The organism is Pseudomonas sp. R32, from assembly GCF_009866705.1.
GTDB lineage: Bacteria > Pseudomonadota > Gammaproteobacteria > Pseudomonadales > Pseudomonadaceae > Aquipseudomonas > Aquipseudomonas donghuensis.
The window spans coordinates 4792501-4815045 of record NZ_CP019396.1; the positions used below are offsets into that span (position 1 = coordinate 4792501).

The 22545-nt window shown below is 62.3% G+C and carries 22 protein-coding genes (1 of these 22 only partly in view); 8 read left to right on the forward strand and 14 right to left on the reverse strand.

Annotated features, from left to right (window positions below):
* From msrQ to mrcB, 9 genes are all read right to left on the reverse strand, one after another.
* Positions 1-608 carry the 5' portion of a protein-methionine-sulfoxide reductase heme-binding subunit MsrQ gene (gene msrQ / locus PspR32_RS22110; protein WP_010223020.1) on the reverse strand. The gene continues 13 nt to the left of window position 1, outside the view, so only the first 608 of its 621 coding nucleotides appear in the window; it begins with the start codon at positions 606-608; its stop codon lies off the left edge, out of view.
* Positions 608-1621 (reverse strand): protein-methionine-sulfoxide reductase catalytic subunit MsrP, encoded by a 1014-nt coding sequence (gene msrP, locus PspR32_RS22115; RefSeq protein ID WP_010223019.1) that lies wholly within the window; start codon positions 1619-1621, stop codon positions 608-610. The genes msrQ and msrP overlap by 1 nt, the downstream gene beginning before the upstream one ends.
* 63 nt (positions 1622-1684) lie before the next feature.
* A complete protein-coding gene (gene pssA, locus PspR32_RS22120) occupies positions 1685-2542 on the reverse strand; it encodes a CDP-diacylglycerol--serine O-phosphatidyltransferase (protein WP_010223018.1) in 858 nt (285 codons plus the stop codon).
* A 146-nt stretch (positions 2543-2688) separates the two neighbouring features.
* A complete protein-coding gene (ilvC, locus tag PspR32_RS22125; protein ID WP_010223017.1) occupies positions 2689-3705 on the reverse strand; it encodes a ketol-acid reductoisomerase in 1017 nt (338 codons plus the stop codon).
* Between the two features lie 50 nt (positions 3706-3755).
* The gene (gene ilvN / locus PspR32_RS22130) at positions 3756-4247 is read right to left on the reverse strand and encodes an acetolactate synthase small subunit (protein ID WP_010223016.1); all 492 of its coding nucleotides are present in this window, start codon (positions 4245-4247) and stop codon (positions 3756-3758) included.
* A gap of 2 nt (positions 4248-4249) precedes the next feature.
* Positions 4250-5974 (reverse strand): acetolactate synthase 3 large subunit, encoded by a 1725-nt coding sequence (locus tag PspR32_RS22135; RefSeq protein WP_010223015.1) that lies wholly within the window; start codon positions 5972-5974, stop codon positions 4250-4252.
* A gap of 422 nt (positions 5975-6396) precedes the next feature.
* Positions 6397-6729 (reverse strand): YqcC family protein, encoded by a 333-nt coding sequence (locus PspR32_RS22140; protein ID WP_026001315.1) that lies wholly within the window; start codon positions 6727-6729, stop codon positions 6397-6399.
* Entirely contained in the window at positions 6726-7487 is a 762-nt protein-coding gene (locus PspR32_RS22145) for a lipoprotein (protein WP_036996908.1), read from the reverse strand. The genes PspR32_RS22140 and PspR32_RS22145 overlap by 4 nt, the downstream gene beginning before the upstream one ends.
* Before the next feature lie 24 nt (positions 7488-7511).
* On the reverse strand, positions 7512-9833 hold the full coding sequence (mrcB, locus tag PspR32_RS22150) for a penicillin-binding protein 1B (protein ID WP_159389171.1): 2322 nt from the start codon (positions 9831-9833) through the stop codon (positions 7512-7514).
* Positions 9834-9949: 116 nt separating this feature from the next.
* On the opposite strand from mrcB, the gene PspR32_RS22155 reads away from it, so the two are divergent.
* The 3 genes from PspR32_RS22155 (at position 9950) to PspR32_RS22165 (ending at position 12413) form a co-directional block, all read left to right on the forward strand.
* Positions 9950-11512, forward strand: a complete 1563-nt coding sequence (locus PspR32_RS22155) for a bifunctional aminoglycoside phosphotransferase/ATP-binding protein (protein WP_159389172.1) — start codon at positions 9950-9952, stop codon at positions 11510-11512.
* Positions 11513-11616: 104 nt separating this feature from the next.
* Complete coding sequence (locus tag PspR32_RS22160) at positions 11617-11961, forward strand: pentapeptide repeat-containing protein (RefSeq protein ID WP_010223010.1); 345 nt, start codon at positions 11617-11619, stop codon at positions 11959-11961.
* A gap of 167 nt (positions 11962-12128) precedes the next feature.
* Positions 12129-12413: a TfoX/Sxy family protein gene (locus PspR32_RS22165; RefSeq protein WP_010223009.1), complete on the forward strand. Its 285-nt coding sequence runs from the start codon at positions 12129-12131 to the stop codon at positions 12411-12413.
* Between the two features lie 195 nt (positions 12414-12608).
* Here the strand turns inward: PspR32_RS22165 and PspR32_RS22170 are convergent, their stop codons facing one another.
* From PspR32_RS22170 to PspR32_RS22180, 3 genes are read right to left on the reverse strand one after another with little or no spacing between them, the layout of a single operon-like run.
* Positions 12609-13376: a heme ABC transporter ATP-binding protein gene (locus tag PspR32_RS22170; RefSeq protein ID WP_159389173.1), complete on the reverse strand. Its 768-nt coding sequence runs from the start codon at positions 13374-13376 to the stop codon at positions 12609-12611.
* On the reverse strand, positions 13376-14359 hold the full coding sequence (locus PspR32_RS22175; RefSeq protein WP_162471130.1) for a FecCD family ABC transporter permease: 984 nt from the start codon (positions 14357-14359) through the stop codon (positions 13376-13378). Before PspR32_RS22175 ends, PspR32_RS22170 begins: the two co-directional genes overlap by 1 nt.
* Positions 14360-14409: 50 nt before the next feature.
* Positions 14410-15276: a heme/hemin ABC transporter substrate-binding protein gene (locus tag PspR32_RS22180; RefSeq protein ID WP_010223006.1), complete on the reverse strand. Its 867-nt coding sequence runs from the start codon at positions 15274-15276 to the stop codon at positions 14410-14412.
* A 154-nt stretch (positions 15277-15430) separates the two neighbouring features.
* On the opposite strand from PspR32_RS22180, the gene PspR32_RS22185 reads away from it, so the two are divergent.
* Complete coding sequence (locus PspR32_RS22185) at positions 15431-15748, forward strand: Rieske (2Fe-2S) protein (protein ID WP_010223005.1); 318 nt, start codon at positions 15431-15433, stop codon at positions 15746-15748.
* Here the strand turns inward: PspR32_RS22185 and sfsA are convergent.
* Complete coding sequence (gene sfsA / locus PspR32_RS22190; protein WP_010223004.1) at positions 15738-16451, reverse strand: DNA/RNA nuclease SfsA; 714 nt, start codon at positions 16449-16451, stop codon at positions 15738-15740. The two genes, PspR32_RS22185 and sfsA, sit on opposite strands and share 11 nt — an antisense overlap.
* Positions 16451-17623 (reverse strand): pyridoxal phosphate-dependent aminotransferase, encoded by a 1173-nt coding sequence (locus tag PspR32_RS22195; RefSeq protein ID WP_010223003.1) that lies wholly within the window; start codon positions 17621-17623, stop codon positions 16451-16453. Before PspR32_RS22195 ends, sfsA begins: the two co-directional genes overlap by 1 nt.
* Before the next feature lie 245 nt (positions 17624-17868).
* Between PspR32_RS22195 and dksA the strand changes: the two genes are divergently transcribed.
* The 4 genes from dksA (at position 17869) to PspR32_RS22215 (ending at position 22542) form a co-directional block, all read left to right on the forward strand.
* Positions 17869-18315, forward strand: coding sequence for an RNA polymerase-binding protein DksA (gene dksA, locus PspR32_RS22200; protein ID WP_010223002.1), 447 nt, complete (start codon positions 17869-17871; stop codon positions 18313-18315).
* A gap of 66 nt (positions 18316-18381) precedes the next feature.
* Positions 18382-19269 (forward strand): tRNA glutamyl-Q(34) synthetase GluQRS, encoded by an 888-nt coding sequence (gene gluQRS, locus PspR32_RS22205; protein ID WP_010223001.1) that lies wholly within the window; start codon positions 18382-18384, stop codon positions 19267-19269.
* 158 nt (positions 19270-19427) lie between these two features.
* Positions 19428-19604, forward strand: coding sequence for a hypothetical protein (locus PspR32_RS22210; protein ID WP_003250005.1), 177 nt, complete (start codon positions 19428-19430; stop codon positions 19602-19604).
* The gene (locus PspR32_RS22215) at positions 19588-22542 is read left to right on the forward strand and encodes a sensor histidine kinase (RefSeq protein ID WP_010223000.1); all 2955 of its coding nucleotides are present in this window, start codon (positions 19588-19590) and stop codon (positions 22540-22542) included. Before PspR32_RS22210 ends, PspR32_RS22215 begins: the two co-directional genes overlap by 17 nt.
* The last annotated feature ends 3 nt before the right edge of the window (positions 22543-22545 follow it).

Sequence of the window (22545 nt, forward strand, 5' to 3'; positions counted from 1 at the left end):
GCAGGAGCTGCTTTACGCGTTACCAGCCGCGGGATTCGCCGCTCCAATGCGGGAATACGCAAGGCCAGCAGGAACACGCCAATAGCAGCGTAGACCGACCATTCCTTGAGGTCGGCGCGCACTACCCAGAGAAAGTGCAAAAGGCCCAGGCCCAGGATCGCGTAGACCAGTTTGTGCAACTTTTTCCAACGCGCGCCCAGGCGGCGCTGACTATACCGATTGGAGGTCACCGCGAGTGCCAGCAAGCCCACAAAGCCCAGCATACCGACGATGATGTAAGGCCGCTTGCTCAGCTCGATACCCAATTGCCCCCAATCCAGGCCAAGCACGAAGAACATGTAGGCACTCAGGTGCAGCACTATATAGGCAAAGCACCACAAGCCCAGCTGGCGCCGCGAGACGATCCAGCCCGCCCAACCGGTAAGGCGCTGCAAGGGGGTCATGCTCAAGGTGATCAGCAAGAAGGTCAACGCGCCCAGGCCCAGGCGATCAACCAGGATCTTGCCCGGATCCGGCCCAAGGGCTTGCATGGCCGCTTCATATAACCACCACAGCGGCCAGATACTGGCCAGGATGAAGATGCCGAGTCGAAACAATGGATAACGCATCAGTAGTTCTTCCGCAGATCGAGGCCGCTGTACAGCCCTGCCACTTCTTCGGCATAGCCATTGAACATCTGCGTTGGCCGCACGTTGGGGCTGAACAGGCCGCTGGGCAGGCGCCGCTCACGCGCCTGGGTCCAGCGCGGGTGATCGACCTCGGGGTTTACGTTGGCGTAGAAGCCATACTCTTCCGGGGCAATCGCCTGCCAGGTGGTGCGCGGCTGCGCTTCAACCAGGCTGATGCGCACGATCGACTTGATGCTCTTGAAGCCGTACTTCCACGGCACCACCAAACGCAACGGTGCACCGTTCTGGTTGGGCAACTCGCGCCCGTACATGCCGACAGCGAGGATCGCCAGCGGGTTCATTGCCTCATCCAGGCGCAAGCCTTCTATATAAGGCCAGTCGATCAGGGCAAAGCTTGAGCGCTGGCCGGGCATGCTCTTCGGGTCTTGCAGGGTTTCGAAGCGAATGAAGCGTGCCTTGGACGTTGGCTCGACCTGCTTGAGCAGCGCCGACAACGGAAAGCCCAGCCAGGGTATGACCATCGACCAGGCCTCCACGCAGCGCAGCCGGTAGATACGCTCTTCCAGTTGGTAGGGTTTCATGAAGTCTTCCAGGGCATAGCGCCCGGGCTTGCCGACTTCACCATCCACCACCACTGTCCATGGCTCGGTTTTCAGGCTGCCGGCATTGGCTGCCGGATCGCCCTTGTCGGCGCCGAACTCGTAGAAGTTGTTGTAGTGGGTGGCATCCTTGAACGGCGTGATGGCTTCGCCCGGCGCCGTCACGGCTTGCCACTTGGTAGCGGCGAGCTTGTCGCTGAACCAGCCTGGCGCCCTGCCCGCCTCGACATCGGCATAGCGCGACGCGTCGGCAGCACCGGCCCACCGCGGCAGCGCAGTAGCGGCCAGGGCAGCCAGCGACCCGCCGAGAATGGCGCGGCGCGAGACATAAAGGGATTCGGGGGTGATTTCCGACTCTTTGCAATCGGAGGCTTTGGACAGCTTGATGAGCATGATGGCTCCGTAGAACTGGAGGACTGATGCACCAGTAGACTACGGAGCCCTAGCGAAATTACATCACTCGATGTTTTTCCGCCGACGCATGCGCAACAGGTATTGCACAGGGCCGGAGGCCGCATAGCCGAGGAACACCAGCAGCAGGATGCGCGGTGGGTCACTGAAGACTACCGCGAACACCAACACCACGGCGAGGATCGCTACGAACGGCACGCGCCCCTTGAGGTCCAGCTCTTTGAAGCTGTTGTACTTGATGTTGCTGACCATCAGCATGCCGGCCGCAGCCACCAGCAGCGCCACCAGGAACGACAGCTTCGAACCCTGGATGCCATAGTCGCTGAAGGCCCAGACGGTACCGGCCACCACACCGGCCGCAGCCGGGCTGGCGAGGCCGATGAAGTAACGCTTGTCGGCCTTGCCGACCTGGGTGTTGAAGCGCGCCAGACGCAGCGCGGCACCGGCAACATAGATGAAGGCAACCATCCAGCCGACTTTACCCATGTCACCCAGGGCCCAGCCGAACGCGAGCAATGCCGGGGCAACACCGAAGGCGACCATGTCCGACAGCGAGTCGTACTCGGCACCGAAGGCGCTCTGGGTATTGGTCATGCGTGCCACGCGGCCGTCCAGGCCATCGAGGACCATGGCGACGAAAATGGCGATGGCGGCGAAGGCGAAATACTTGCTCGCTTCGCGCGGATCACCCGCACTGAGGGCCGCCTGGGCGCTCATGGAGTTGATGATCGAATAGAAACCGGCGAACAGGTTCGCAGTGGTGAACAGGTTGGGCAGCAGATAGATGCCGCGATGCCGAACCTTGCGTCCTTCGGCGTCATGCCCTTCTTCAACATGCTCATCGATCGGTAGCAGGCTTTCGGCGTCAGAGGCCTTGTTCGGCTCTTCGGGACGTTCGCTCATGGACATTACCTTGCAACGGTGTGGAAAGTTTCGACAGACGTCTGCGACGAGGGTTCGCCGACAAACGATGAAGCTTTATACCAGAAGCTGACCGCCTAAACGAAAAAACGCGGCCGAAGCCGCGTTTTCATCGCATCAGGACAAGATCAGTTCTTGGCCTTGTCGACGATTTTGTTCGCCGCGATCCAAGGCATCATCGAGCGCAGTTGCTCGCCGATGACTTCGATGCCGTGGGCAGCGTTGTTACGACGCTTGGCGGTCATCGAAGGGTAGCCAGTGGCGCCTTCGCTGATGAACATCTTGGCGTATTCGCCGTCCTGGATGCGCTTCAGAGCGTTGCGCATGGCCTGGCGGGATTCGGCGTTGATGACTTCTGGGCCGGTCACGTACTCGCCGTATTCGGCGTTGTTGGAGATCGAGTAGTTCATGTTGGCGATACCGCCTTCGTACATGAGGTCAACGATCAGCTTCAGTTCGTGCAGGCACTCGAAGTAGGCCATTTCTGGCGCGTAGCCAGCTTCAACCAGGGTTTCGAAACCGGCTTTGACCAGCTCGACGGTACCGCCACACAGAACAGCCTGCTCGCCGAACAGGTCGGTTTCGGTCTCGTCCTTGAAGGTGGTTTCGATGATGCCGGTACGGCCGCCACCAACGCCAGCAGCGTAGGACAGGGCAACGTTCTTGGCATTGCCGGAAGCGTCCTGGTAGACCGCGATCAGGTCAGGGATGCCGCCGCCTTTGACGAACTCGGAACGTACAGTGTGACCTGGCGCTTTTGGCGCGATCATGATCACGTCCAGGTCGGCGCGTGGAACGACCTGGTTGTAGTGGATGGCGAAACCGTGGGAGAAGGCCAGGGTGGCGCCCTTCTTGATGTTCGGCTCGACTTCGTTCTTGTACAGCTGGGACTGGAACTCGTCCGGGGTCAGGATCATGACCAGGTCGGCAGCGGCAACAGCGGTCGCTACATCGGCAACTTTCAGGCCGTGAGCTTCGGCTTTGGCAACGGTGGCCGAACCTTTACGCAGACCGACAGTGACGTCCACACCGGAGTCTTTCAGGTTGCACGCCTGAGCGTGGCCCTGGGAGCCGTAACCGATGATGGCAACTTTCTTGCCCTGGATGATGGAAAGGTCACAGTCTTTGTCGTAATAAACTTTCATGAAAATACCCCTGTTATCTCGGCCCGTAAGGCCATCGCTAATTTTTTGAGTTAGATGCTGAGCACTTTGTCGCCACGGGCAATGCCGGTAACGCCGCTGCGCACTGTTTCGAGAATGGACGCGGTACCGATGGCCTGAATGAAGCTGTCAAGCTTGTCGCTGGCGCCAGTAAGCTGAACGGTATAGACGCTGCTGCTGACATCGACGATCTGCCCACGATAGATATCGGTGGTGCGCTTGATCTCAGCACGCTGGGCGCCCGTGGCCTTGATCTTGACCAGCATCAGTTCACGTTCGATGTGCGCGCTTTCCGAGAGGTCGACCAGCTTGACGACTTCAACCAGCTTGTTCAGGTTTTTGGTGATCTGCTCGATCACCTCATCATGACCGACCGTGGTCAACGTCAGACGCGACAGGGTCGGGTCTTCGGTTGGCGCCACCGTCAGGCTTTCGATGTTGTAGTTACGCTGCGAGAACAGACCGACCACGCGGGACAAGGCACCGGGTTCGTTTTCCAACAGCAGGGAAATAATGTGCCGCATGATTAGGTACGCTCCGTCTTGCTCAGCCACATATCGCGCATCGAGCCGTCTTTGATCTGCATCGGGTAGACGTGCTCGCTGTTGTCGACCTGGATATCGATGAACACCAGGCGATCCTTCATGGCGAACGCCTCCTCGAGCTTGGGCTTGAGGTCTTTCAGGCTGGTGATGCGGATACCCACGTGACCATAGGCTTCGGCCAGCTTGACGAAGTCAGGCAGCGATTCCATGTAGGAGTGCGAGTGACGGCTGTTGTAGGCCATGTCCTGCCATTGGCGAACCATGCCCAATACGCCGTTGTTCAGGTTGACGATCTTCACCGGCAGGTCGTACTGCAGGCAGGTAGACAGCTCCTGGATGTTCATCTGGATACTGCCCTCGCCGGTCACGCAGGCAACGTCCTGGTCCGGGAAGTTCAGCTTGACGCCCATGGCCGCAGGGAAGCCGAAGCCCATGGTGCCCAGGCCACCGGAGTTGATCCAGCGGTTGGGTTTGTTAAAGCGGTAATACTGCGCCGCGAACATCTGGTGCTGACCAACGTCGGAGGTAACAAAGGCATCGCCCTTGGTCACTTCGCAGAGGGTCTCGATCACGGTCTGCGGCTTGATCACGCTGCCGTCGCCCTTGTCGTAAGGGAACATGTCGCGACCGCCACGCCATTCTTCGATCTGCTTCCACCAGGCGTCCATGGCCGCCTTGTCCGGCTGCTCGCCGATTTCGCGCAAGGTCGCGACCATTTCGGTCAGTACGCTCTCGACCGGCCCCACAATCGGCACGTCGGCCTTGATGGTCTTGGAGATCGACGCCGGGTCGATGTCGATGTGGATAACCTTGGCGTTCGGGCAGAACTTGGCCGGGCCGTTGACCACGCGGTCGTCGAAACGCGCACCGACGGCGAAGATCACGTCAGCGTGGTGCATGGCCAGGTTGGCGGTGTAGCTGCCGTGCATGCCGAGCATGCCGAGGAACTGGCGGTCGGTACCCGGATAGCCACCCAGGCCCATCAAGGTGTTGGTGACCGGCAGGTTGAGCATCTGCGCAACTTCGGTCAGCGCGGCAGAGCCGCCGCCGAGGATCACGCCGCCACCGGCATAGACCACTGGGCGCTTGGCGGCCAGGAGCATCTCGGCAGCCTTGCGGATCTGCCCCGAGTGACCACGAACAGCCGGGCTGTAGGAACGCATCTTGACCTTTTTGGGGTAGACGTATTCGAACTTTTCCGCCGGGTTGGTCATGTCTTTGGGGATATCGACCACGACCGGGCCCGGGCGACCGGACTGCGCCAGATAGAAGGCTTTTTTCAGGACTTCAGGGATTTCCGAGGCATGTTTGATCATGAAGCTGTGCTTCACGATCGGCCGGGAAATACCGATCATGTCGGTTTCCTGGAAGGCATCGGTACCGACCATGGTGCTGGGCACCTGACCGGAGAGGATGACCATCGGAATGGAGTCCATGTACGCGGTGGCAATACCGGTGATGGCATTGGTCGCGCCTGGACCAGAGGTCACCAGTACCACGCCGGCCTTGCCGGTGGCACGGGCGTAACCGTCCGCCATATGGGTCGCTGCCTGCTCGTGACGAACCAGGATGTGGCTTACTTCCGGTTCTTTGAACAGGGCATCGTAAACATGAAGGAGAGCACCACCAGGGTACCCGTAGATGTGCTTAACGCCTTCGTCACGCAAAAAGCGGACGACCATCTCAGCGCCAGATAAAAGCTCCACGTTGTTCACCTCTAAAACGCCAGAATACCGTCCACGCTGGACGGGTCTTAATAGGTTTACTGCCAAGCAGAGCATGAGCGACGGAATCGCCGACTACGTCAGCACTGACTGAGCAAGTATTGGGAGCGCCCCAAAGTGTTGCGGGGTTTTCCCACCCAGCGCGAGGTAACGCGTTGCGGGGTGTTACAGGTCGGCGCGGGTGTGCGCCTCATGATCTGCTTAGCGGGTCTGCTTCTGGCAGTCCCTCTACAGCGGAATCTGGATTCTTCTTTTTCGGCGCGCGCAAGTCAAGAAAAATTATTGCCAATTTCGCGCAAGGACGATCAACAGCAACCACTAATACCAAAGACAGCAGCAGAAAAATAAACAATACAAATAAAAAGAGCCACAATCTGTGGCTCCAAGGGTGAAAAGAGGGAAATTCAGGCAGAAGGACTGATCAATTGGTCAAACTCTGCTAGCAGCCTGCGTAGCTCGCGGCTTTGCTCCGGGCGGTCGACGTATACCGTTTCAGCCATGACCAGGATGCCGGAGGCATTTGGCAACGGCAGCCCTTTCTCGAGAATCACTTTCATCTTCGGCAGGAAAATCCACTGCAGCCACTGATCGAAGTTCATGCTGTCGACGGCGAAGGGCACCGTGCTGGCCAACGCCTGGGCGCTGGGCGGCTCATCACTCCACCAGCCCTGGAGGCGCAGCTCATGCTCGATCAACAACAGGTGATCGGCGATATCGAGAATGCGCGGATCCATCACAGGTTGACCTGGGCTTTCTGCCGCGCCAACGCTGCGCCAGCTGAATCACCCTGTTTCTCGCGTGCCTGGGCAATGATGTTCCACAACCCGGCCTGCAGGTCGGGGCGGCCGTTGGCGTAGGTCAGTGCACGGCGCGCCAGTTGCTCGGACTGCGCGGCATCGCCCTGGGCCAGGCGCACCTGGGCCAGACGGTAGAGCACCTGCGGCTCACGCGGGGCAATGCGCTGGGCACGCTCCAGGCTCGACGAAGCGCCGTTGTAGTCGCCGCCGCTCTGTTGCTGCTGGGCGGTGGTCAACAGCGCCAGCACCGGGCCGTCGAGTTGTTCGTCAGCCGACAGGCCGCCGCTGGCAGCACTGGCGCGCGGAATCCCGCTCGGCGCGCTCGGGGCGCTGCTGCTCGGCATGGTGTAGCTGCCGGCGTTGGTCGAGCTGCTGTCGAATGGCGCCGAGCTGCTCGGCCCCGGGGTAATCGGTCCGGTGCTGATCGGTGCGGCGCCGGTGGATGCCGGGAACGTCTGGATCGGTGCAGCGCCGGCACCTTGCGGGACCATGACCATCACCCCGGAGTCCTGCGGCACGGCTTGCGCCTGGCGCGTACCGCTGTAGATCTGCGCAGGCGCGCCACGGTTGGCCGTGACCCGCTCACTGTTGGACACCCGGGTACTGGAATCGACCACGGGAATGGAGCCGCGCGGATTGCTGGCGCAGCCATTGAGCAAAGCCAGCGCCGTCAAGGCTGGAAACCACCACTTGTTCACTTCACACCCTCTTTAGGCTAGTGCTTAATTCATCCAACCCTTGACCCAGTCCATGACGGACTCGGCAGGGTCCGGCTCACCGCCACAGGCAGCTCCGGCCGGCGGTTCACTCCCACGAATATACGGCATCTGCACGGCGCCCGGGCAACTGGCGTCCGAGCCCTGGCCACTGTGCGGATCGACCCAGGCCTGAACCACGTTGTCGGGCTGCGGCATGTCCAGCGGCAGCGGGTCGGCCTTGCGCATGAAGCTGGTCCAGACCTGCAAGGCACCCGTGGCGCCGGTGAACGGTGTTTTACCGTTGTCGTCACGGCCCAGCCACACCACCGCCAGCAGGTCCTGGCTGAAGCCTGCGAACCAGCTGTCACGGGAGTCGTTACTGGTACCGGTCTTGCCCGCCAGGTTCAACGAGCCTGGCAGCACACTGTAGACCGAACGCCCGGTACCTTCGCGCATCACCCGCTGCATAGCGTTCTGCACCAGATAAATGGCGCCCGGGTCGAAGGTTTGCTGGATCTGGAACGGATAACGCTTGAGCGGCTCGCCTTCGGCGGTGAGCACGCTGCGAATGCCGCGCATCGGCGTATTGAAACCGCCATTGGCCAGGGTCTGGTACATGGTCGCAACCTGCATCGGCGACATCCCGCCGGCGCCCAGCAGCATCGACGGGAAGGCTGGCCAGTCAACGTTCACGCCCAGCCGGCCGATGGTGTTGAGCACGTTCGACACCCCCAACTCCAGGCCAAGCTTGGCCGTCGACAGGTTGTAGGAGTTGGCCAGGCCCTGATACAGATAGATGGTGCCGTGGGAACGCCGATCGTAGTTCTGCGGTTTCCACACCTGGCCATCGGCGCCTTTGACCGAAAACGGCTCGTCCTGCAGCCAACTGGTCAGGGTGTATTTGCTCGGTTTTTCCAGGGCGGTCAGGTACACCGCTGGCTTGACCAGCGAGCCGATTGGCCGCACCGCGTCGATGGCGCGGTTGAAGCCGGCAAATCCAGCCTGGCGGCTACCGATCAGGGCCTGGACTTCACCGGTTTCCGGGTTGGTCACCACCATTGCCGCTTCGACTTCATCCGCGCCCTTGCGCCCGGCCAGGCGCTTGAAGGTCTCGCCCATGGCCGCTTCGGACTTCATCTGCAGGATCGGGTCGAAACTGGTGAAGATGCGCAGGCCTTCTTCGGTCAAGTCCTCGTCGCGATAGTCCTGGCGCAGCTGGCGTTTGACCAGGTCGAGGAAGCCCGGGTACGAGCTGTCGGCCAGGCTGCCGCGCTTGGTCACGCCCAATGGCATCTTCTTGGCCGCTTCCACCGCTTCCGGGGTCGCCACGCCCTGCTCAGCCAGCAGGTCGAGCACCAGGTTACGCCGTACCGTCGCCCGTTCCGGGTAACGCCGCGGGTTGTAATAGGAAGGCCCCTTGACCATACCGACCAGCAAGGCGACCTGATGCAGCTTGAGTTCCGACAGCGGCTGGCTGAAGAAGAACTGACTGGCCAGGCCAAAGCCGTGCACGGCGCGCTGGCCGTCCTGGCCGACAAACACCTCGTTGAGGTAGGCCTCAAGGATTTCCCGCTTGTCGTAATGCAGTTCGAGCAACAACGCCATCATTGCTTCATTGAGCTTGCGGCTGAGGCTGCGTTCGTTGGTCAGGTAGAAGTTCTTCACCAACTGCTGGGTCAGGGTACTGCCGCCCTGGCGCATGGCGCCGGATGACGTGTTGACCCACACCGCCCGGGCAATCGACTTGGGCGATACGCCGAAGTGGTGATAGAAGTCGCGGTCTTCCACCGCCACCAGGGTTTCCAGCAAGTAAGGCGGCACCTGGTCGATCTTGATCAGGATGCGGTCTTCGAGGTTTTTCGGGTACAGGCCGCCGATCAGCAGCGGCTCCAGACGCACCACGTCGAGCTTCGAGCCGTTGGCGCCACTCAGGCTGGCAACGTAGTCGCCGGAAAAACGCACGCGCACGCCTTGCGCCGGCTCCATGCCTTCATAGAACTGGAAGCCACGGGTATTCAGATCGACGGTATTACCGTTGACCGCCGCCGCACCCGGGCCATTGGCGACGCTTTCGCGGCGATAGCCGAGGGCATCGAGCTCGATAAGGAAATCAGCCTTGCTCAGCTTCTGGCCGACGAACAGCTCCAGCGGCCGGGCGTAAACCTTGGCCGGAATCGTCCAGCGCTTGCCGGAGAACTTCTCCTGGACCACGGCGTCGAGGTAAATGGCATAGCCCGCCACCAGCACAAGGCCGACCAGGCTGAGCTTCAGGGCCCAGCCCAGCCAGGCACGCGAGCGGCCAGACGGGCGTTTTTTAGCGGTACGGGGGGATCGGGATCGAGTCATGGCGGCGGATTATACGCACTTTATCAATCATCGACAGGCGCCCTCCGGCGGTTTGCACCAGCCCCGCTTGCGGCCATAATGGCCGATTCGAATCTCCTGACCCAGAAGGATCGCCCGTGAGCCAAGCCTTGATCACAGCACTGCAGAATCCCGCCCTGTTCCCTCACCCGGTGAAGGCATTTCAGGTCATCGAGACGCATATCTCCTGGGTGCTGCTCACTGGTGACTATGCCTACAAGATCAAGAAGCCGATGAACTTCGGTTTCCTCGACTTCACCCAGTTATCCCAGCGCGCGCACTTCTGCGCCGAAGAGCTGCGCCTGAACCAGCGCCTGACCGAAGGCCTGTACCTGGAAGTGCTGCCGATCACCGGCAGCGTCGAAGCACCGCAACTGGGCGGCGAAGGCGAGCCGATCGAATACGCGCTGAAAATGCGCCAGTTCCCTCAGAGCCAGATGCTCAGCACCCTGCAGGCCAATAGCGAACTGACCGCCGCGCACATCGACCAGATGGCCGAACAGATCGCCCGCTTCCACCTGGCGGCGCCGAAGGTGGCCGTGGAGCATCCGCTGGGCACCCCGGACAGCGTCATGGCCCCGGTCGAGCAGAACTTCGAACAGATTCGCCCGTTCCTGTCCGACAAGGCCGACCTGCAACAACTGGATGCCTTGCAGGCCTGGGCCCAGGACAGCTTCAAGCGCCTGCACGGTCTGCTTGAGCAGCGTAAGGCAGAAGGTTTCATTCGCGAATGCCACGGTGACATCCACCTGGGCAACGCCACCCTGATCGACGGCAAGGTGGTGATTTTCGACTGCATCGAGTTCAACGAGCCGTTCCGCCTGACCGACGTCTACGCCGACGCCGCGTTCCTGGCCATGGACCTTGAAGACCGCGGCCTGAAATCGCTGTCGCGGCGCTTCATCAGTCAGTACCTGGAGCTGACCGGCGATTATGCCGGCCTGGAGTTGCTGAACTTCTACAAGGCCTACCGCGCACTGGTGCGGGCCAAGGTCGCCCTGTTCAGCATGCCGGCCAACGCCGATGCCGTGCAGCGCGCCACCACCCTGCGCACCTACCGCAACTACGCCAACCTGGCGGAAAGCTACAGCGCCATTCCGTCGCGCTTTTTGGCCATCACCCACGGTGTTTCCGCCGTCGGCAAGAGCCACGTGGCCATGCGCCTGGTCGATGCCCTGGGCGCCATCCGCCTGCGTTCGGACGTCGAGCGCAAGCGCCTGTTCGGTGAACAAGCCAGCGCCAATGCCGGCCAGTTGCAAGCCGGCATTTATAGTGCAGACGCCAGCCAGGCCACCTACCAGCGCCTGCATCAGCTGGCCGAAACCATCCTGCGTGCCGGCTTCCCGGTGGTCATCGACGCCACTTACCTCAAGCACGACCAGCGTCAGGCCGCAGCCGGCGTTGCCAGCGAAACCGGTGTGCCGTTCCTGATCCTCGACTGCAATGCACCGGATGCGGTGATTGCCAGTTGGCTGGCCCAGCGTCAGGCCGATCAGAACGATCCGTCGGACGCCACCCTCGAAGTGGTCAAGGCTCAGCAGGCCAGCCGTGACCCGCTCAGCGCCGAAGAGCTGCTGCAGAGCAAGCGGGTGGAAACCAACGAAAGCGGCAGCCTCGACCTGCTGGTCAAACAGATCCGCCAGCGCCTGCCAGGGCTGTAATGCACCCCGAGACGTGAAGCAGTCGACACTTCACGCCTGATTCCGAGCACCTCCGCAATGGTGGCACTATAGTGTCACCATAAGCTCAAACAAGGAGGTGTCTCATGAGTCAGCCACGGCAACTGGACAGCGCGCTGTATGCATTGGTGCATGACGAACAGATCACCAGCTTCAACCGCGAGAAGCCCAGGGACGGCACCGTCGACTTTCGCGGCGGTGATTTCCGTGGGCTCGACCTGCGCGACCTGGACACCACCGGCATCGACTTCACCGATGCCTACTTCCGTGCCTCCGACCTGCGCGGCCTGGACTTGCGGCACAACAGCCTGGAAGGCGCCAGCCTTGCCCATGCGCAGATTTCCGGCACCTACTTTCCCAGCGAACTGAGCGCCGACGAGATCCTCATGTCGGTCAATTTCGGCACCCGCTTGCGCTACCGTACACGCTGATACCAACGAGCGAAACGCCCGCGGGCTGCGGCCTTGCGGGCGGTTTTCGGCTACCCGTCGGCACGCGGATGGCAAAACGCCGCGTATTTCCCAAGTGCCGCTACACTCCTCATTGACCTGCCGCGATTCCTCAATCAAGACCCGTTCAGCCGTCGCAAGGAGGCTTGATGAACGATGAACTCCAGCATCTGAAAAACCTTGGCAAGACTTCTGCGCAGTGGCTGCATGCGGTCGGCATCCACAGCGCTTCGGACCTACGCCGGCTGGGTGCGGTCAATGCCTACAAGGCCGTGCGCACCCGAGGCTTCCGGGCTTCGAAGGTGCTGCTCTATGCAATCGAAGGCGCCTTGCTCGATGTGCACTGGAATGACATTCCGGCCGAACGCAAGGAAGCCTTGAACCAGCAACTGGACGGTAAAGCGGGTGTACAGAAAAATAATCGAGAATATTAAGCCACGGCGCTTGACTCGATAATGAGAATCGTTATGATTATCACAACTGGTCGCGAGACTGGTTGGGTAACCTGAAAGCCCCTGGTTCGGACTCTCAGATTATCTCCTCATCAGGCTAATCACGGTTATTGACCCGGCACTTTGCCGGGTCTTTTTTTGCCTGGTATTTTTCCTCGCGTTGGCCTCCGGGGCGCCCTAGCGGGCGATGATCAGCGGGTGCCCGCGCTCAGGGTGGGGTTGTACCAATACGTCGATGCCGAACACAGCCTTGAGTGAATCCGGGCGCAATACCTGCTGCGGGGTATCCAGGGCGTGGGCGCGGCCCTGCTCGAGCAGCAGGATGCGGTCACAGTAGCGCGCGGCAAGGTTCAGGTCATGCAGGATGACCAGCACTGCAGCACCGCGGTCGGCGAACTCGCGCACCGCTTGCAAGGTGGTGTGCTGGTGCAACGGGTCGAGCATCGAAGTCGGCTCGTCGAGCAACAGGATTCTGCCCCCCTCCCCTGGCCACAGCTGCGCCAGCACCCGGGCCAGGTGCACGCGTTGACGTTCGCCCCCGGAGAGCGCCAGGTAACTGCGCCCGATCAGATGGCTGGCATCGGCGGCCTGCAAGGCCAGGTCGATGATCTGCTGGTCGCGTTCAAAGCCGCTGTTGTGCGGCAAGCGCCCCATACCCACCACCTCTTCGACCTTGAAGGCAAAACCCAGGCTGGACACCTGCGGCAATACTGCCAAACGCTGGGCGCGCTGCTGACCGGGCCAGTCACATAGACCTCGCTCATCCAGGGTCACTCGCCCTTCGCTGGCACTGAGCTCACCACACATCACCCCCAGCAGGCTGCTTTTACCCGCGCCGTTAGGGCCCAACACACCTAGCACCTGGCCGGCTTCCAGCACCAGGCTGATATCGCTCAGCACCTGGTTTGAGCCCCGGCGCAGCGACAGATTCTCGACTCGCAACATCAGGCACGCCCTCGCAGCAGCAAGTAGAGGAAGAACGGTGCGCCGATAAACGCGGTGACAATACCGATGGGCAGTTCCGCAGGCGCCAGCGCCAAGCGGGCGACCAGGTCGGCGAACAACAATAGTGAAGCGCCAGCCAACAGCGATGCCGGTAGCAGCACGCGGTGATCAGGCCCCGCCAGTAGACGTACCAGATGCGGCACCACCAGGCCAATAAAGCCGACCAGCCCCGCCGCCGCCACCGCCGCGCCCACCCCCAAAGCGGTGCAGAACACCAGTTCGCGCTTGAGTTTCTCAACCTCGATGCCCAAGTGCCGGGCTTCGGACTCGCCCAGCAACAGGGCATTCAAGGCCTGGGCCCGCCGCGGCAGCCACAGCGAAACGACGATGGCGACCAGCACCAGCGGCCACAGGCGCTGATAGCTCGCGCCGTTGAGGCTGCCCAGGTTCCAGAACGTCAAGGTACGCAAGGTGGCGTCATCGGCCAGATAAGTGAACAGCCCGACCGCCGCACCGGCCAAGGCGGTCAAGGCGATGCCCGCCAGCAACATGGTGGCGACATTGGTCTGGCCATCGCGCCGGCCGAGGCGATACACCAGCGCGGTCACCGCCAAGCCGCCAAGAAAGGCGCACAGCGATAACAGGTAGGGGCCGAACACCTCAGGAATGCCACCGACCCACGCGCCGCCGACAATCGCCACCGCCGCACCAAGCGCGGCGCCAGCGGAGACACCGACCAGGCCGGGGTCGGCCAGCGGATTGCGAAACAGCCCCTGCATCGCCACCCCGGTCAGCGCCAGCACCGCGCCCACAGCCACCCCCAGCAGGGTTCGTGGCAGGCGAATCTGGCCAAGGATCAGCTCGGCCTGCTCCAGCCCTTCTCCGGCCACCGGCAACCCGACCAGCCGCGCCCCGGCCCGCAGGGTATCGAGCAGTGGCAGGCTGACCGGCCCCAGCGCCAGCGACAACCAGATCGCCAGCAGGCACAACAGTGCCAGGGTGACGAACAGCGTGCGCGGTTTGATCAGCCGGTTCATCGGGCTGTCGGATAGAAGGCTGTGGACAGGTTCTGCAAGGTAGTCGGCAGACGCGGACCGAGCCCGCCGACCAGCAGGGTCGGGTCCAACTCGATCAGGCGATTGCTGCGTGCGGCGCGCGAGGCGCTCAGGGCCGGATTTTCCTTGAGCAATGCCTGCAAGGCCTGCTCGCCGCTGAGGCTACGGTCGGCAAACACCAGTACATCGGGATCGAGCGCCGCCAGTGCTTCAACCGAGAAGTTCTTGTAGCCTTCGTTATCGGCCAGGTTGCGCGCACCTGCCTGTTTGAGCAGCCAATCACCGGCGGTACCCTTGCCGGCGATCATGGGTTTGGCGCCGGCATGACCGACCAGCAGGATCACCCCAGGGGCGGCCTGACGGGTTTGCAGTTGTTTGATCTTGCCCTGCAAGGCAGCCAGTTGCTGGCGGTAGTCGGCAAACAACTGCCGGGCCTGGTTCTCGTTGCCGAGCAAGCGCCCCAGTTGCTGCAGGTTGGTTTCGACTGCCGCCAGATCAGCCTTGCTGGAAAGCAGTTCGACCTTGACCCCGGCGCCACGGATTTGCGCCAGCACTGGCGGCGGCCCCATTTCCTCGGTCCCCACCAGCACATCCGGGCGCAGGCTCAGCACACCTTCGGCAGACAACTGGCGCTGGTAGCCGATGCTCGGCAAGGCCTTGAGCGACTCAGGATGCTGGCTGGTGGTATCGACCCCCACCAGTTTCTGCTCCCCTCCCAGCGCTGCAACCCACTCACTCAAAGCCCCACCGGCGCTGACCCAGCGCTGCGGCAAGGCTTCAGCCTGGGCCAGGGTGTTGAACACAAGACCGGCACACAGGGCGATCAGGCGGGCACTTGGGCGCATAACAGGCTTCCTTGAATGAGGAGGAACGGCAATCCGGGTGGATAATGCCGGGGACGCACGGTATAAAGCGTCCGATACGGCTGATGCAGGCAATTTGATAATTATTTGCATTTGCACGTCAAGCCGTCACTGTGACTTCAGGTAACCCCTCACCATGCATTTTCTTTGTCGTTCCGAACAACTGAGCGAAGGCCAGAGCCGCGGCTTCAGTGTCGATGACCTCGGGATTTTCGCGGTTCGACGTGCGGGCACTGTCTACCTGTACCGCAATTACTGCCCCCATCGCGGTATCCCCCTGAACTGGGAGCCTGACGCCTTTCTCGACAGCAGCGCCAGCCTGATTGCCTGCGGGCGCCATGGCGCGCTGTTTCTGATCGAATCCGGCGAATGCGTGGCGGGTCCCTGCGAGGGCGAGCAACTGACGGCCCTGGGCTGCCGCGAAGACAGCCAGGGCATCTGGCTTATCGACTGAGCAATACCGGCAACGGCCGATCGATATAGACCTGCTCGCCATCGATCCGCGTGCCATAGGCAAGCACCTCGACGCCGTCGGCCACCGCAGCGCGTAGCGCATCGGCATAGGCCCTGTCGATCTCGTCGGCCGGGCGTACGGCTTCGACACCGCTCAGGTTCACGCAATACAGCTGCACCGCACGCACACCCTGGCGAGCCAAGGCTGCCAGTTCACGCAGGTGCTTGGCGCCGCGCTGGGTCACCGCATCGGGGAAGGCGGCCACGCTGCAATCATCGAAGCCCAGGGTCACGCTCTTGACCTCGACGTAGGCCGGCCCCTCGGCGAACTCCAGGCGAAAGTCCACCCGGCTGTTCTCCTCGCCATAGGCCACCTCGCGCTTGAGCCCGGTAAAGCCTGCCAGTTCACTGATGATCCCGGCGCGCAAGGCTTCTTCAACCAGGGTGTTGGCCCGCCCGGTGTTCACACAGGCCAGGCGCCCCTGCGGGGTTTCACTGATTTCCCAGGTGCCGGGCAGCTTGCGCTTGGGGTCGTTGGAACGACTGAACCAGACCTGGCCGCCCTCGACCATGCAATTGAACATCGAGCCGGTGTTGGGGCAATGGATGGTCATCTGCTCGCCGTTGGCCAGTTCGATATCGGCCAGGAAGCGCTTGTAGCGGCGCAGCAAACGTGCGGTTTCGAGTGTGGGTGAAAAACGCATCAGCCTTGCCAGCTCCGCAGTCCGCGGGCAATTCGCTCAACCGCTTGCTGCAAGCGCGGCAAGCTCTGGGTGTAGGCAAAGCGTACATGGTGCCCGGCCTGGTGGCGGCCGAAGTCCAGGCCCGGGGTGAAGGCCACATGCTCGGTTTCAAGGAAGTGCTGGCAGAAGGCAAAGGCATCACCGCCAAAGGCGCTGATGTCGGCGTACAGGTAGAACGCGCCCTGAGGCTCGACGGCAATCCTGAAGCCCAGTTCACGCAAGGCCGGCAAGAGAAAGTCGCGACGGCGGGCAAATTCCGCTCGCCGTTCTTCGAGGATGGCCAGGGTCCCGGGCTGGAAACATGCCAATGCCGCATGCTGGGCCATGCTCGGTGCACTGATGTAGAGGTTCTGCGCCAGTTTCTCCAGGTCAGCCACTGCCGCCGGTGGCGCAACCAGCCAACCCAGGCGCCAGCCGGTCATGCCGAAATACTTGGAAAAACTATTAAGGACGAAGGCTTCGTCGTCGACTTCCAGCACACTCGGTGCATCCATGCCGTAGGTCAGGCCGTGGTAGATCTCATCCACCACCAGGTGACCCTTGCGCGCACGGGTAGCGGCCGACAGGCCGGCCAGTTCGTCGCGATCAAGCACCGTGCCGGTCGGGTTGGCCGGCGACGCCACCAGGGCGCCGACGGTGTCCTGGTCCCAGTAGCGCTCGACCAGATCGGCGGTCAATTGATAATTCACCTCTGGCCCCACCGGCACCAGTTGCGCAGCACCTTCGACCAGGCGCAGGAAGTGCCGGTTGCACGGGTAGCCCGGGTCGGCGAGGAGCCAGTGCTTGCCCGGATCGACCAGCAGGCTGGCAGCCAGCAGCAAGGCGCCGGAGCCGCCCGGGGTAATGAGGATGCGTTGCGGGTCGATGCTCAGCCCGTAACGCTGCTGGTAGAAGGTGGCAATGGCCTCACGCAGCGCCGGCAGCCCGCGGGCGGCGGTATAACGGGTATGCCCCTGGGCCAGCGCGGCCTGGCCGGCCTCGATGATAGGCGCCGCGGTGGTGAAGTCCGGTTCGCCGATTTCCAGGTGGATCACGTCGCAACCGCTCGCCTGCAGCTCGTTGGCGCGGGCCAGCAGGGCCATCACGTGGAAAGGTTCGATGGCGCGGCTGCGCGCACTGTAGGGCTGGGCCATTAGCCTTCTCTCAAAAGGGTCTAGAATAATGATTCTACCCATGCGCCGGGTCGAACGTGTGGCAAAAGCTGCGGTCCACTGCAAAGATCTTCAAGGCTTGGTGCCATTGCCCCGGCCTTGACAACCGGGAGTAGCGCACCCCGGTTCGATCTGGTAAGTTCGGCGGCTCGCAGTCGCAGGGCCGGCGGGCGCCGGAGATGGAGCAGCCTGCGCAATGGATTAGAAAAGTGAGAGGCGGTCTATTCATGTCCACCCTAGAAAAGCAAAAAGCCAGTCAGACCATGTACGGTGTCGAACCCTATAAGGAAACCAAGGGTGAAGAGTACATGGGCGACCCCATGCGCAAGCACTTCACCATGCTTCTCGGTGCGTGGAAGCAGGAGCTGATGACCAGTGTGGACCGGACTGTGGACCACATGAAAGACGAGGCAGCCAACTTCCCGGACCCCGCCGATCGCGCCAGCCAGGAAGAAGAGTTTGCCCTGGAACTGCGCAACCGTGATCGCGAGCGCAAGCTGATCAAGAAAATCGACAAGACCCTGCAGAAGATCCAGGACGAAGAGTACGGCTGGTGCGAAGCCTGCGGCGTTGAAATCGGCCTTCGCCGACTGGAAGCCCGCCCGACCGCCGACCTGTGTTTTGACTGCAAAGAGTTGGCCGAGAAAAAGGAAAAGCAAGTCGGCAAGGCGTGATGCCAGCAACTTGCAACGCAACGGGGCGCTCAAAGCGCCCCGTTTGATTTACAGGCTCCACACCCCATGAACGACTCCAGTTATATTGGGCGCTTCGCCCCTACCCCCAGTGGTTACCTGCACTTCGGCTCGCTGGTCGCGGCCCTGGCCTCGTGGCTGGACGCCCGTGCGGTCGGCGGCACCTGGCTGGTGCGCATGGAAGACATCGACCCGCCCCGCGAAGCCCCCGGTGCCCAGGCAGCGATCCTCAACACCCTTGAAAGCTACGGCCTGGAATGGGACGGCGAGGTGGTGTACCAGAGCCAGCGCCACGAGGCCTATGCCGAAGTGCTCGAGCGCCTGTTCCGTCAGGGCCTGGCCTACGCCTGCACCTGTTCGCGCAAGCAGCTCGAAGGTTACAACGGTGTTTACCCAGGCCTGTGCCGCAACGCCGGGCATAGCCGCGAGAATGCTGCCATCCGCCTGCGGGTGCCGGAGCTTGTCTACCATTTCGATGACAGGGTACAGGGCCATTTCCAGCAGCACCTGGGGCGCGAAGTCGGTGATTTCGTCATTCGCCGCCGTGATGGCCTGTACGCCTATCAACTGGCCGTGGTGCTGGATGACGCCTGGCAGGGGGTGACCGATATCGTCCGCGGCGCCGATCTGCTCGACAACACCCCGCGCCAGCTGTATCTGCAGGAACTGCTGGGGCTGGCGCAACCGCGCTACCTGCATGTGCCGCTGATCGTACAGCCGGACGGGCACAAACTGGGCAAGTCCTACCGCTCGCCGCCCCTGGCCGCCGACCAGGCCACTGCGCTGCTGCTGCGGGCCCTGCGCGCGCTGGGCCAGACGACCGAAGCGGGCATGGAGCAAGGCACTCCGGCCGAAGTACTGGCCCATGCCGCACTGCACTGGAACCCCGACATCCTGCCCCGGCGCTTGAGCGTGCCCGAGGCCGACCTGCGCTGATTCCCTTCTGATCCGCCCCCACCACAGACAGTTACCCCGACGCAGAAAGCCTAGTAAATTCAATTCTTTGGCAAAAACGCACAAGCCCGTTACCATCGCCGCAGCCATTTGCGCCAATAATAAGTCCAAGCCGCAGCGTCCTTACCTTTGAGGCCAGCATGTATATCTATCGTTTGGTCCTGCTTCTGGTCGTGGGGATCTACCTGTTCTCCCCGGCCATCATGGACTGGTGGATCGAGCCAACCGGTGCCTGGTATCGCCCTTACCTGCTCTGGCTGATCCTGATCGTCGTGACCTTTATCCTGCAGAGCCAACGTGATGCCGATGAGCTTTAGCCTGACCCAGATGATCCTGATCAGCGCCGCCTACCTGCTGGTGCTGTTCGGCGTGGCCTGGGTCAGCGAACGCGGAATGATCCCGCGCTCGATCATCCGCCACCCGCTGACCTACACCCTGTCGCTGGGCGTCTATGCCAGTGCCTGGGCCTTCTATGGCTCGGTGGGCCTGGCCTACCAGTATGGTTACGGCTTTCTCGCCTGTTACCTGGGGGTGTCCGGCGCTTTCTTGCTGGCGCCGGTACTGCTCTATCCGATCCTGAAGATTACCCGCACCTACCAGCTGTCATCGCTGGCCGACCTGATCGCCTTTCGCTTTCGCAGCACCTGGGCCGGGGCGCTGACCACCGTATTCATGCTGATCGGCGTGCTGCCGTTGCTGGCGCTGCAAATCCAGGCGGTAGCCGACTCGATCAGTATCCTCACGGGCGAGCCCGTCAAGGCGCGGGTGGCCTTTGCCTTTTGTGCCCTGATCACCCTGTTCACCATCTTCTTCGGCTCCAGGCACATCGCCACGCGGGAGAAACACGAAGGCCTGGTGTTTGCCATTGCCTTCGAGTCGGTGATCAAGCTGCTGGCCCTGGGCGGCATCGGCCTCTATGCCCTGTACGGTGTGTTTGGCGGACCGCATCAACTGGAAGTCTGGCTGCTGCAGAACCAGACTGCCCTCGCCGCGCTGCACACACCGTTGCAGGAAGGCCCCTGGCGTACCCTGTTGCTGGTGTTCTTCGCCTCGGCGATCGTGATGCCGCACATGTACCACATGGCCTTTACCGAGAACCTCAACCCGCGCTCACTGGTCAGTGCCAGCTGGGGCCTGCCGCTGTTCCTGCTGCTGATGAGCCTGGCGGTACCGCTGATTCTCTGGGCCGGCCTGAAGATGGGCGCCAGCACCAGCCCGGAGTACTTCACCCTGGGCCTGGGCATCGCCGCCAACAACCAGGCGCTGGCGTTGCTGGCGTACATCGGCGGGCTATCGGCCTCCAGCGGGCTGATCATCGTCACCACCCTGGCACTCTCGGGCATGGCCCTCAACCACCTGGTGCTGCCGCTGTACCAGCCGCCGGCCGAGGGCAACATCTACCGTTGGCTGAAGTGGACCCGACGGGCGCTGATCGTCGCCATCATCGCCGCCGGTTTTGGCTTCTACCTGACCCTGGGCAGCCAGCAGGACCTGGCCAATCTCGGTATCGTCGCCTTTGTCGCCACCTTGCAGTTCCTGCCGGGCGTACTCTCGGTACTGTACTGGCCCACCGCCAACCGCCGCGGCTTCATCGCCGGCTTGCTGGCCGGCATCCTGGTGTGGATGGTGACCATGCTGTTGCCGCTGGTGGGCAACCTGCAGGGCTTCTACATCCCGCTGCTGAACATGATCTATGTGCTCGACGACACCAGTTGGCACATGGCCGCGATCGCCTCGCTGGCGGCCAACGTGCTGCTGTTCACCCTGATCTCGCTGTTCACCAACGCCAGCAGCGAAGAAGTCAGTGCCGCCGAGGCCTGTGCGGTGGATAACGTCCGTCGCCCGCAGCGCCGTGAGCTGCACGCCGCTTCGCCGCAGGAGTTCGCCACCCAGTTGGCCAAGCCCCTGGGCGCCAAGGCTGCGCAGAAGGAAGTCGAGCAGGCCCTGCGCGATCTCTACCTGCCGTTCGACGAGCGCCGCCCGTATGCCCTGCGCCGCCTGCGCGACCGCATCGAAGCCAACCTGTCGGGCCTGATGGGCCCAAGCGTGGCCCAGGACATGGTCGAGACCTTCCTGCCCTACAAGTCTGGTAACGAAAATTACGTTACCGAAGACATCCACTTCATCGAGAGCCGCCTGGAAGACTACCACTCGCGCCTGACCGGCCTTGCCGCCGAGCTCGACGCCCTGCGCCGCTACCATCGCCAGACCCTGCAGGAACTGCCAATGGGCGTCTGCTCGCTGGCCAAGGACCAGGAAATCCTGATGTGGAACAAGGCCATGGAAGAGCTTACCGGTATCCCCGCCAAGCGCGTGGTCGGCTCGCGCCTGGCGACCATTGCCGAGCCTTGGCGCGGCCTGCTGCTGGGCTTCATCAACGTGCCCGACGAACACCTGCACAAACAGCGCCTGGGCCTGGACGGTCAGACCCGCTGGCTGAACCTGCACAAGGCGGCCATCGACGAGCCGCTGGCACCGGGCAACAGCGGCCTGGTGTTGTTGGTCGAGGACCTCACCGAGACCCAGGCCCTGGAAGACAAGCTGGTGCACTCCGAGCGCCTGGCCAGCATCGGCCGCCTGGCCGCCGGGGTTGCCCATGAGATCGGCAACCCGGTCACTGGCATCGCTTGCCTGGCACAGAACCTGCGCGAAGAGCGCGAAGAGGACGGCGAGATCACCGAGTTGAGCAGCCAGATCCTGGAGCAGACCAAGCGCATCTCGCGCATCGTCCAGTCGCTGATGAGCTTCGCCCATGCCGGCAGCCACCAGCACAGCGACGAGCCGGTGTGCCTGGCCGAAGTGGCCCAGGATGCCATCGGTCTGCTGGCCTTGAACCGGCGCAATTTCGAAGTACAGTTCTTCAACCTGTGCGACCCCGATCACTGGGTCGAGGGCGACCCGCAACGCCTGGCCCAGGTGCTGATCAACCTGCTGTCCAACGCCCGCGACGCCTCCCCGCCCGGCAGCGCGGTGCGGGTCAAGAGCGAAGCCAGCGAGCATACCGTCGACCTGATCGTCGAGGACGAAGGCAGCGGTATCCCGAAAAACATCATGGATCGTCTGTTCGAACCCTTCTTCACCACCAAGGACCCGGGCGAAGGCACCGGACTGGGGCTTGCTCTGGTCTATTCCATCGTGGAAGAGCATTATGGACAAATCACCATCGACAGCCCGGCCGATAGCCAGAGCCAACGCGGCACCCGGATCCGAGTGACCCTGCCGCGCCATGTCGTAGCGACGTCCGCTGTGAACTGAGAC

Coding starts and splice junctions, on each gene's coding strand:
- PspR32_RS22165 (WP_010223009.1), top strand. CDS start 12,129: ATGAACGATGAACTCCAGCATCTGAAAAACCTTGGCAAGACTTCTGCG.
- ilvC (WP_010223017.1), bottom strand. CDS start 3,705: ATGAAAGTTTATTACGACAAAGACTGTGACCTTTCCATCATCCAGGGC.
- PspR32_RS22215 (WP_010223000.1), top strand. CDS start 19,588: ATGCCGATGAGCTTTAGCCTGACCCAGATGATCCTGATCAGCGCCGCC.
- sfsA (WP_010223004.1), bottom strand. CDS start 16,451: ATGCGTTTTTCACCCACACTCGAAACCGCACGTTTGCTGCGCCGCTAC.
- PspR32_RS22170 (WP_159389173.1), bottom strand. CDS start 13,376: ATGTTGCGAGTCGAGAATCTGTCGCTGCGCCGGGGCTCAAACCAGGTG.
- ilvN (WP_010223016.1), bottom strand. CDS start 4,247: ATGCGGCACATTATTTCCCTGCTGTTGGAAAACGAACCCGGTGCCTTG.
- PspR32_RS22195 (WP_010223003.1), bottom strand. CDS start 17,623: ATGGCCCAGCCCTACAGTGCGCGCAGCCGCGCCATCGAACCTTTCCAC.
- gluQRS (WP_010223001.1), top strand. CDS start 18,382: ATGAACGACTCCAGTTATATTGGGCGCTTCGCCCCTACCCCCAGTGGT.
- PspR32_RS22160 (WP_010223010.1), top strand. CDS start 11,617: ATGAGTCAGCCACGGCAACTGGACAGCGCGCTGTATGCATTGGTGCAT.
- PspR32_RS22180 (WP_010223006.1), bottom strand. CDS start 15,276: ATGCGCCCAAGTGCCCGCCTGATCGCCCTGTGTGCCGGTCTTGTGTTC.
- dksA (WP_010223002.1), top strand. CDS start 17,869: ATGTCCACCCTAGAAAAGCAAAAAGCCAGTCAGACCATGTACGGTGTC.
- PspR32_RS22185 (WP_010223005.1), top strand. CDS start 15,431: ATGCATTTTCTTTGTCGTTCCGAACAACTGAGCGAAGGCCAGAGCCGC.
- msrP (WP_010223019.1), bottom strand. CDS start 1,621: ATGCTCATCAAGCTGTCCAAAGCCTCCGATTGCAAAGAGTCGGAAATC.
- mrcB (WP_159389171.1), bottom strand. CDS start 9,833: ATGACTCGATCCCGATCCCCCCGTACCGCTAAAAAACGCCCGTCTGGC.
- PspR32_RS22210 (WP_003250005.1), top strand. CDS start 19,428: ATGTATATCTATCGTTTGGTCCTGCTTCTGGTCGTGGGGATCTACCTG.
- pssA (WP_010223018.1), bottom strand. CDS start 2,542: ATGAGCGAACGTCCCGAAGAGCCGAACAAGGCCTCTGACGCCGAAAGC.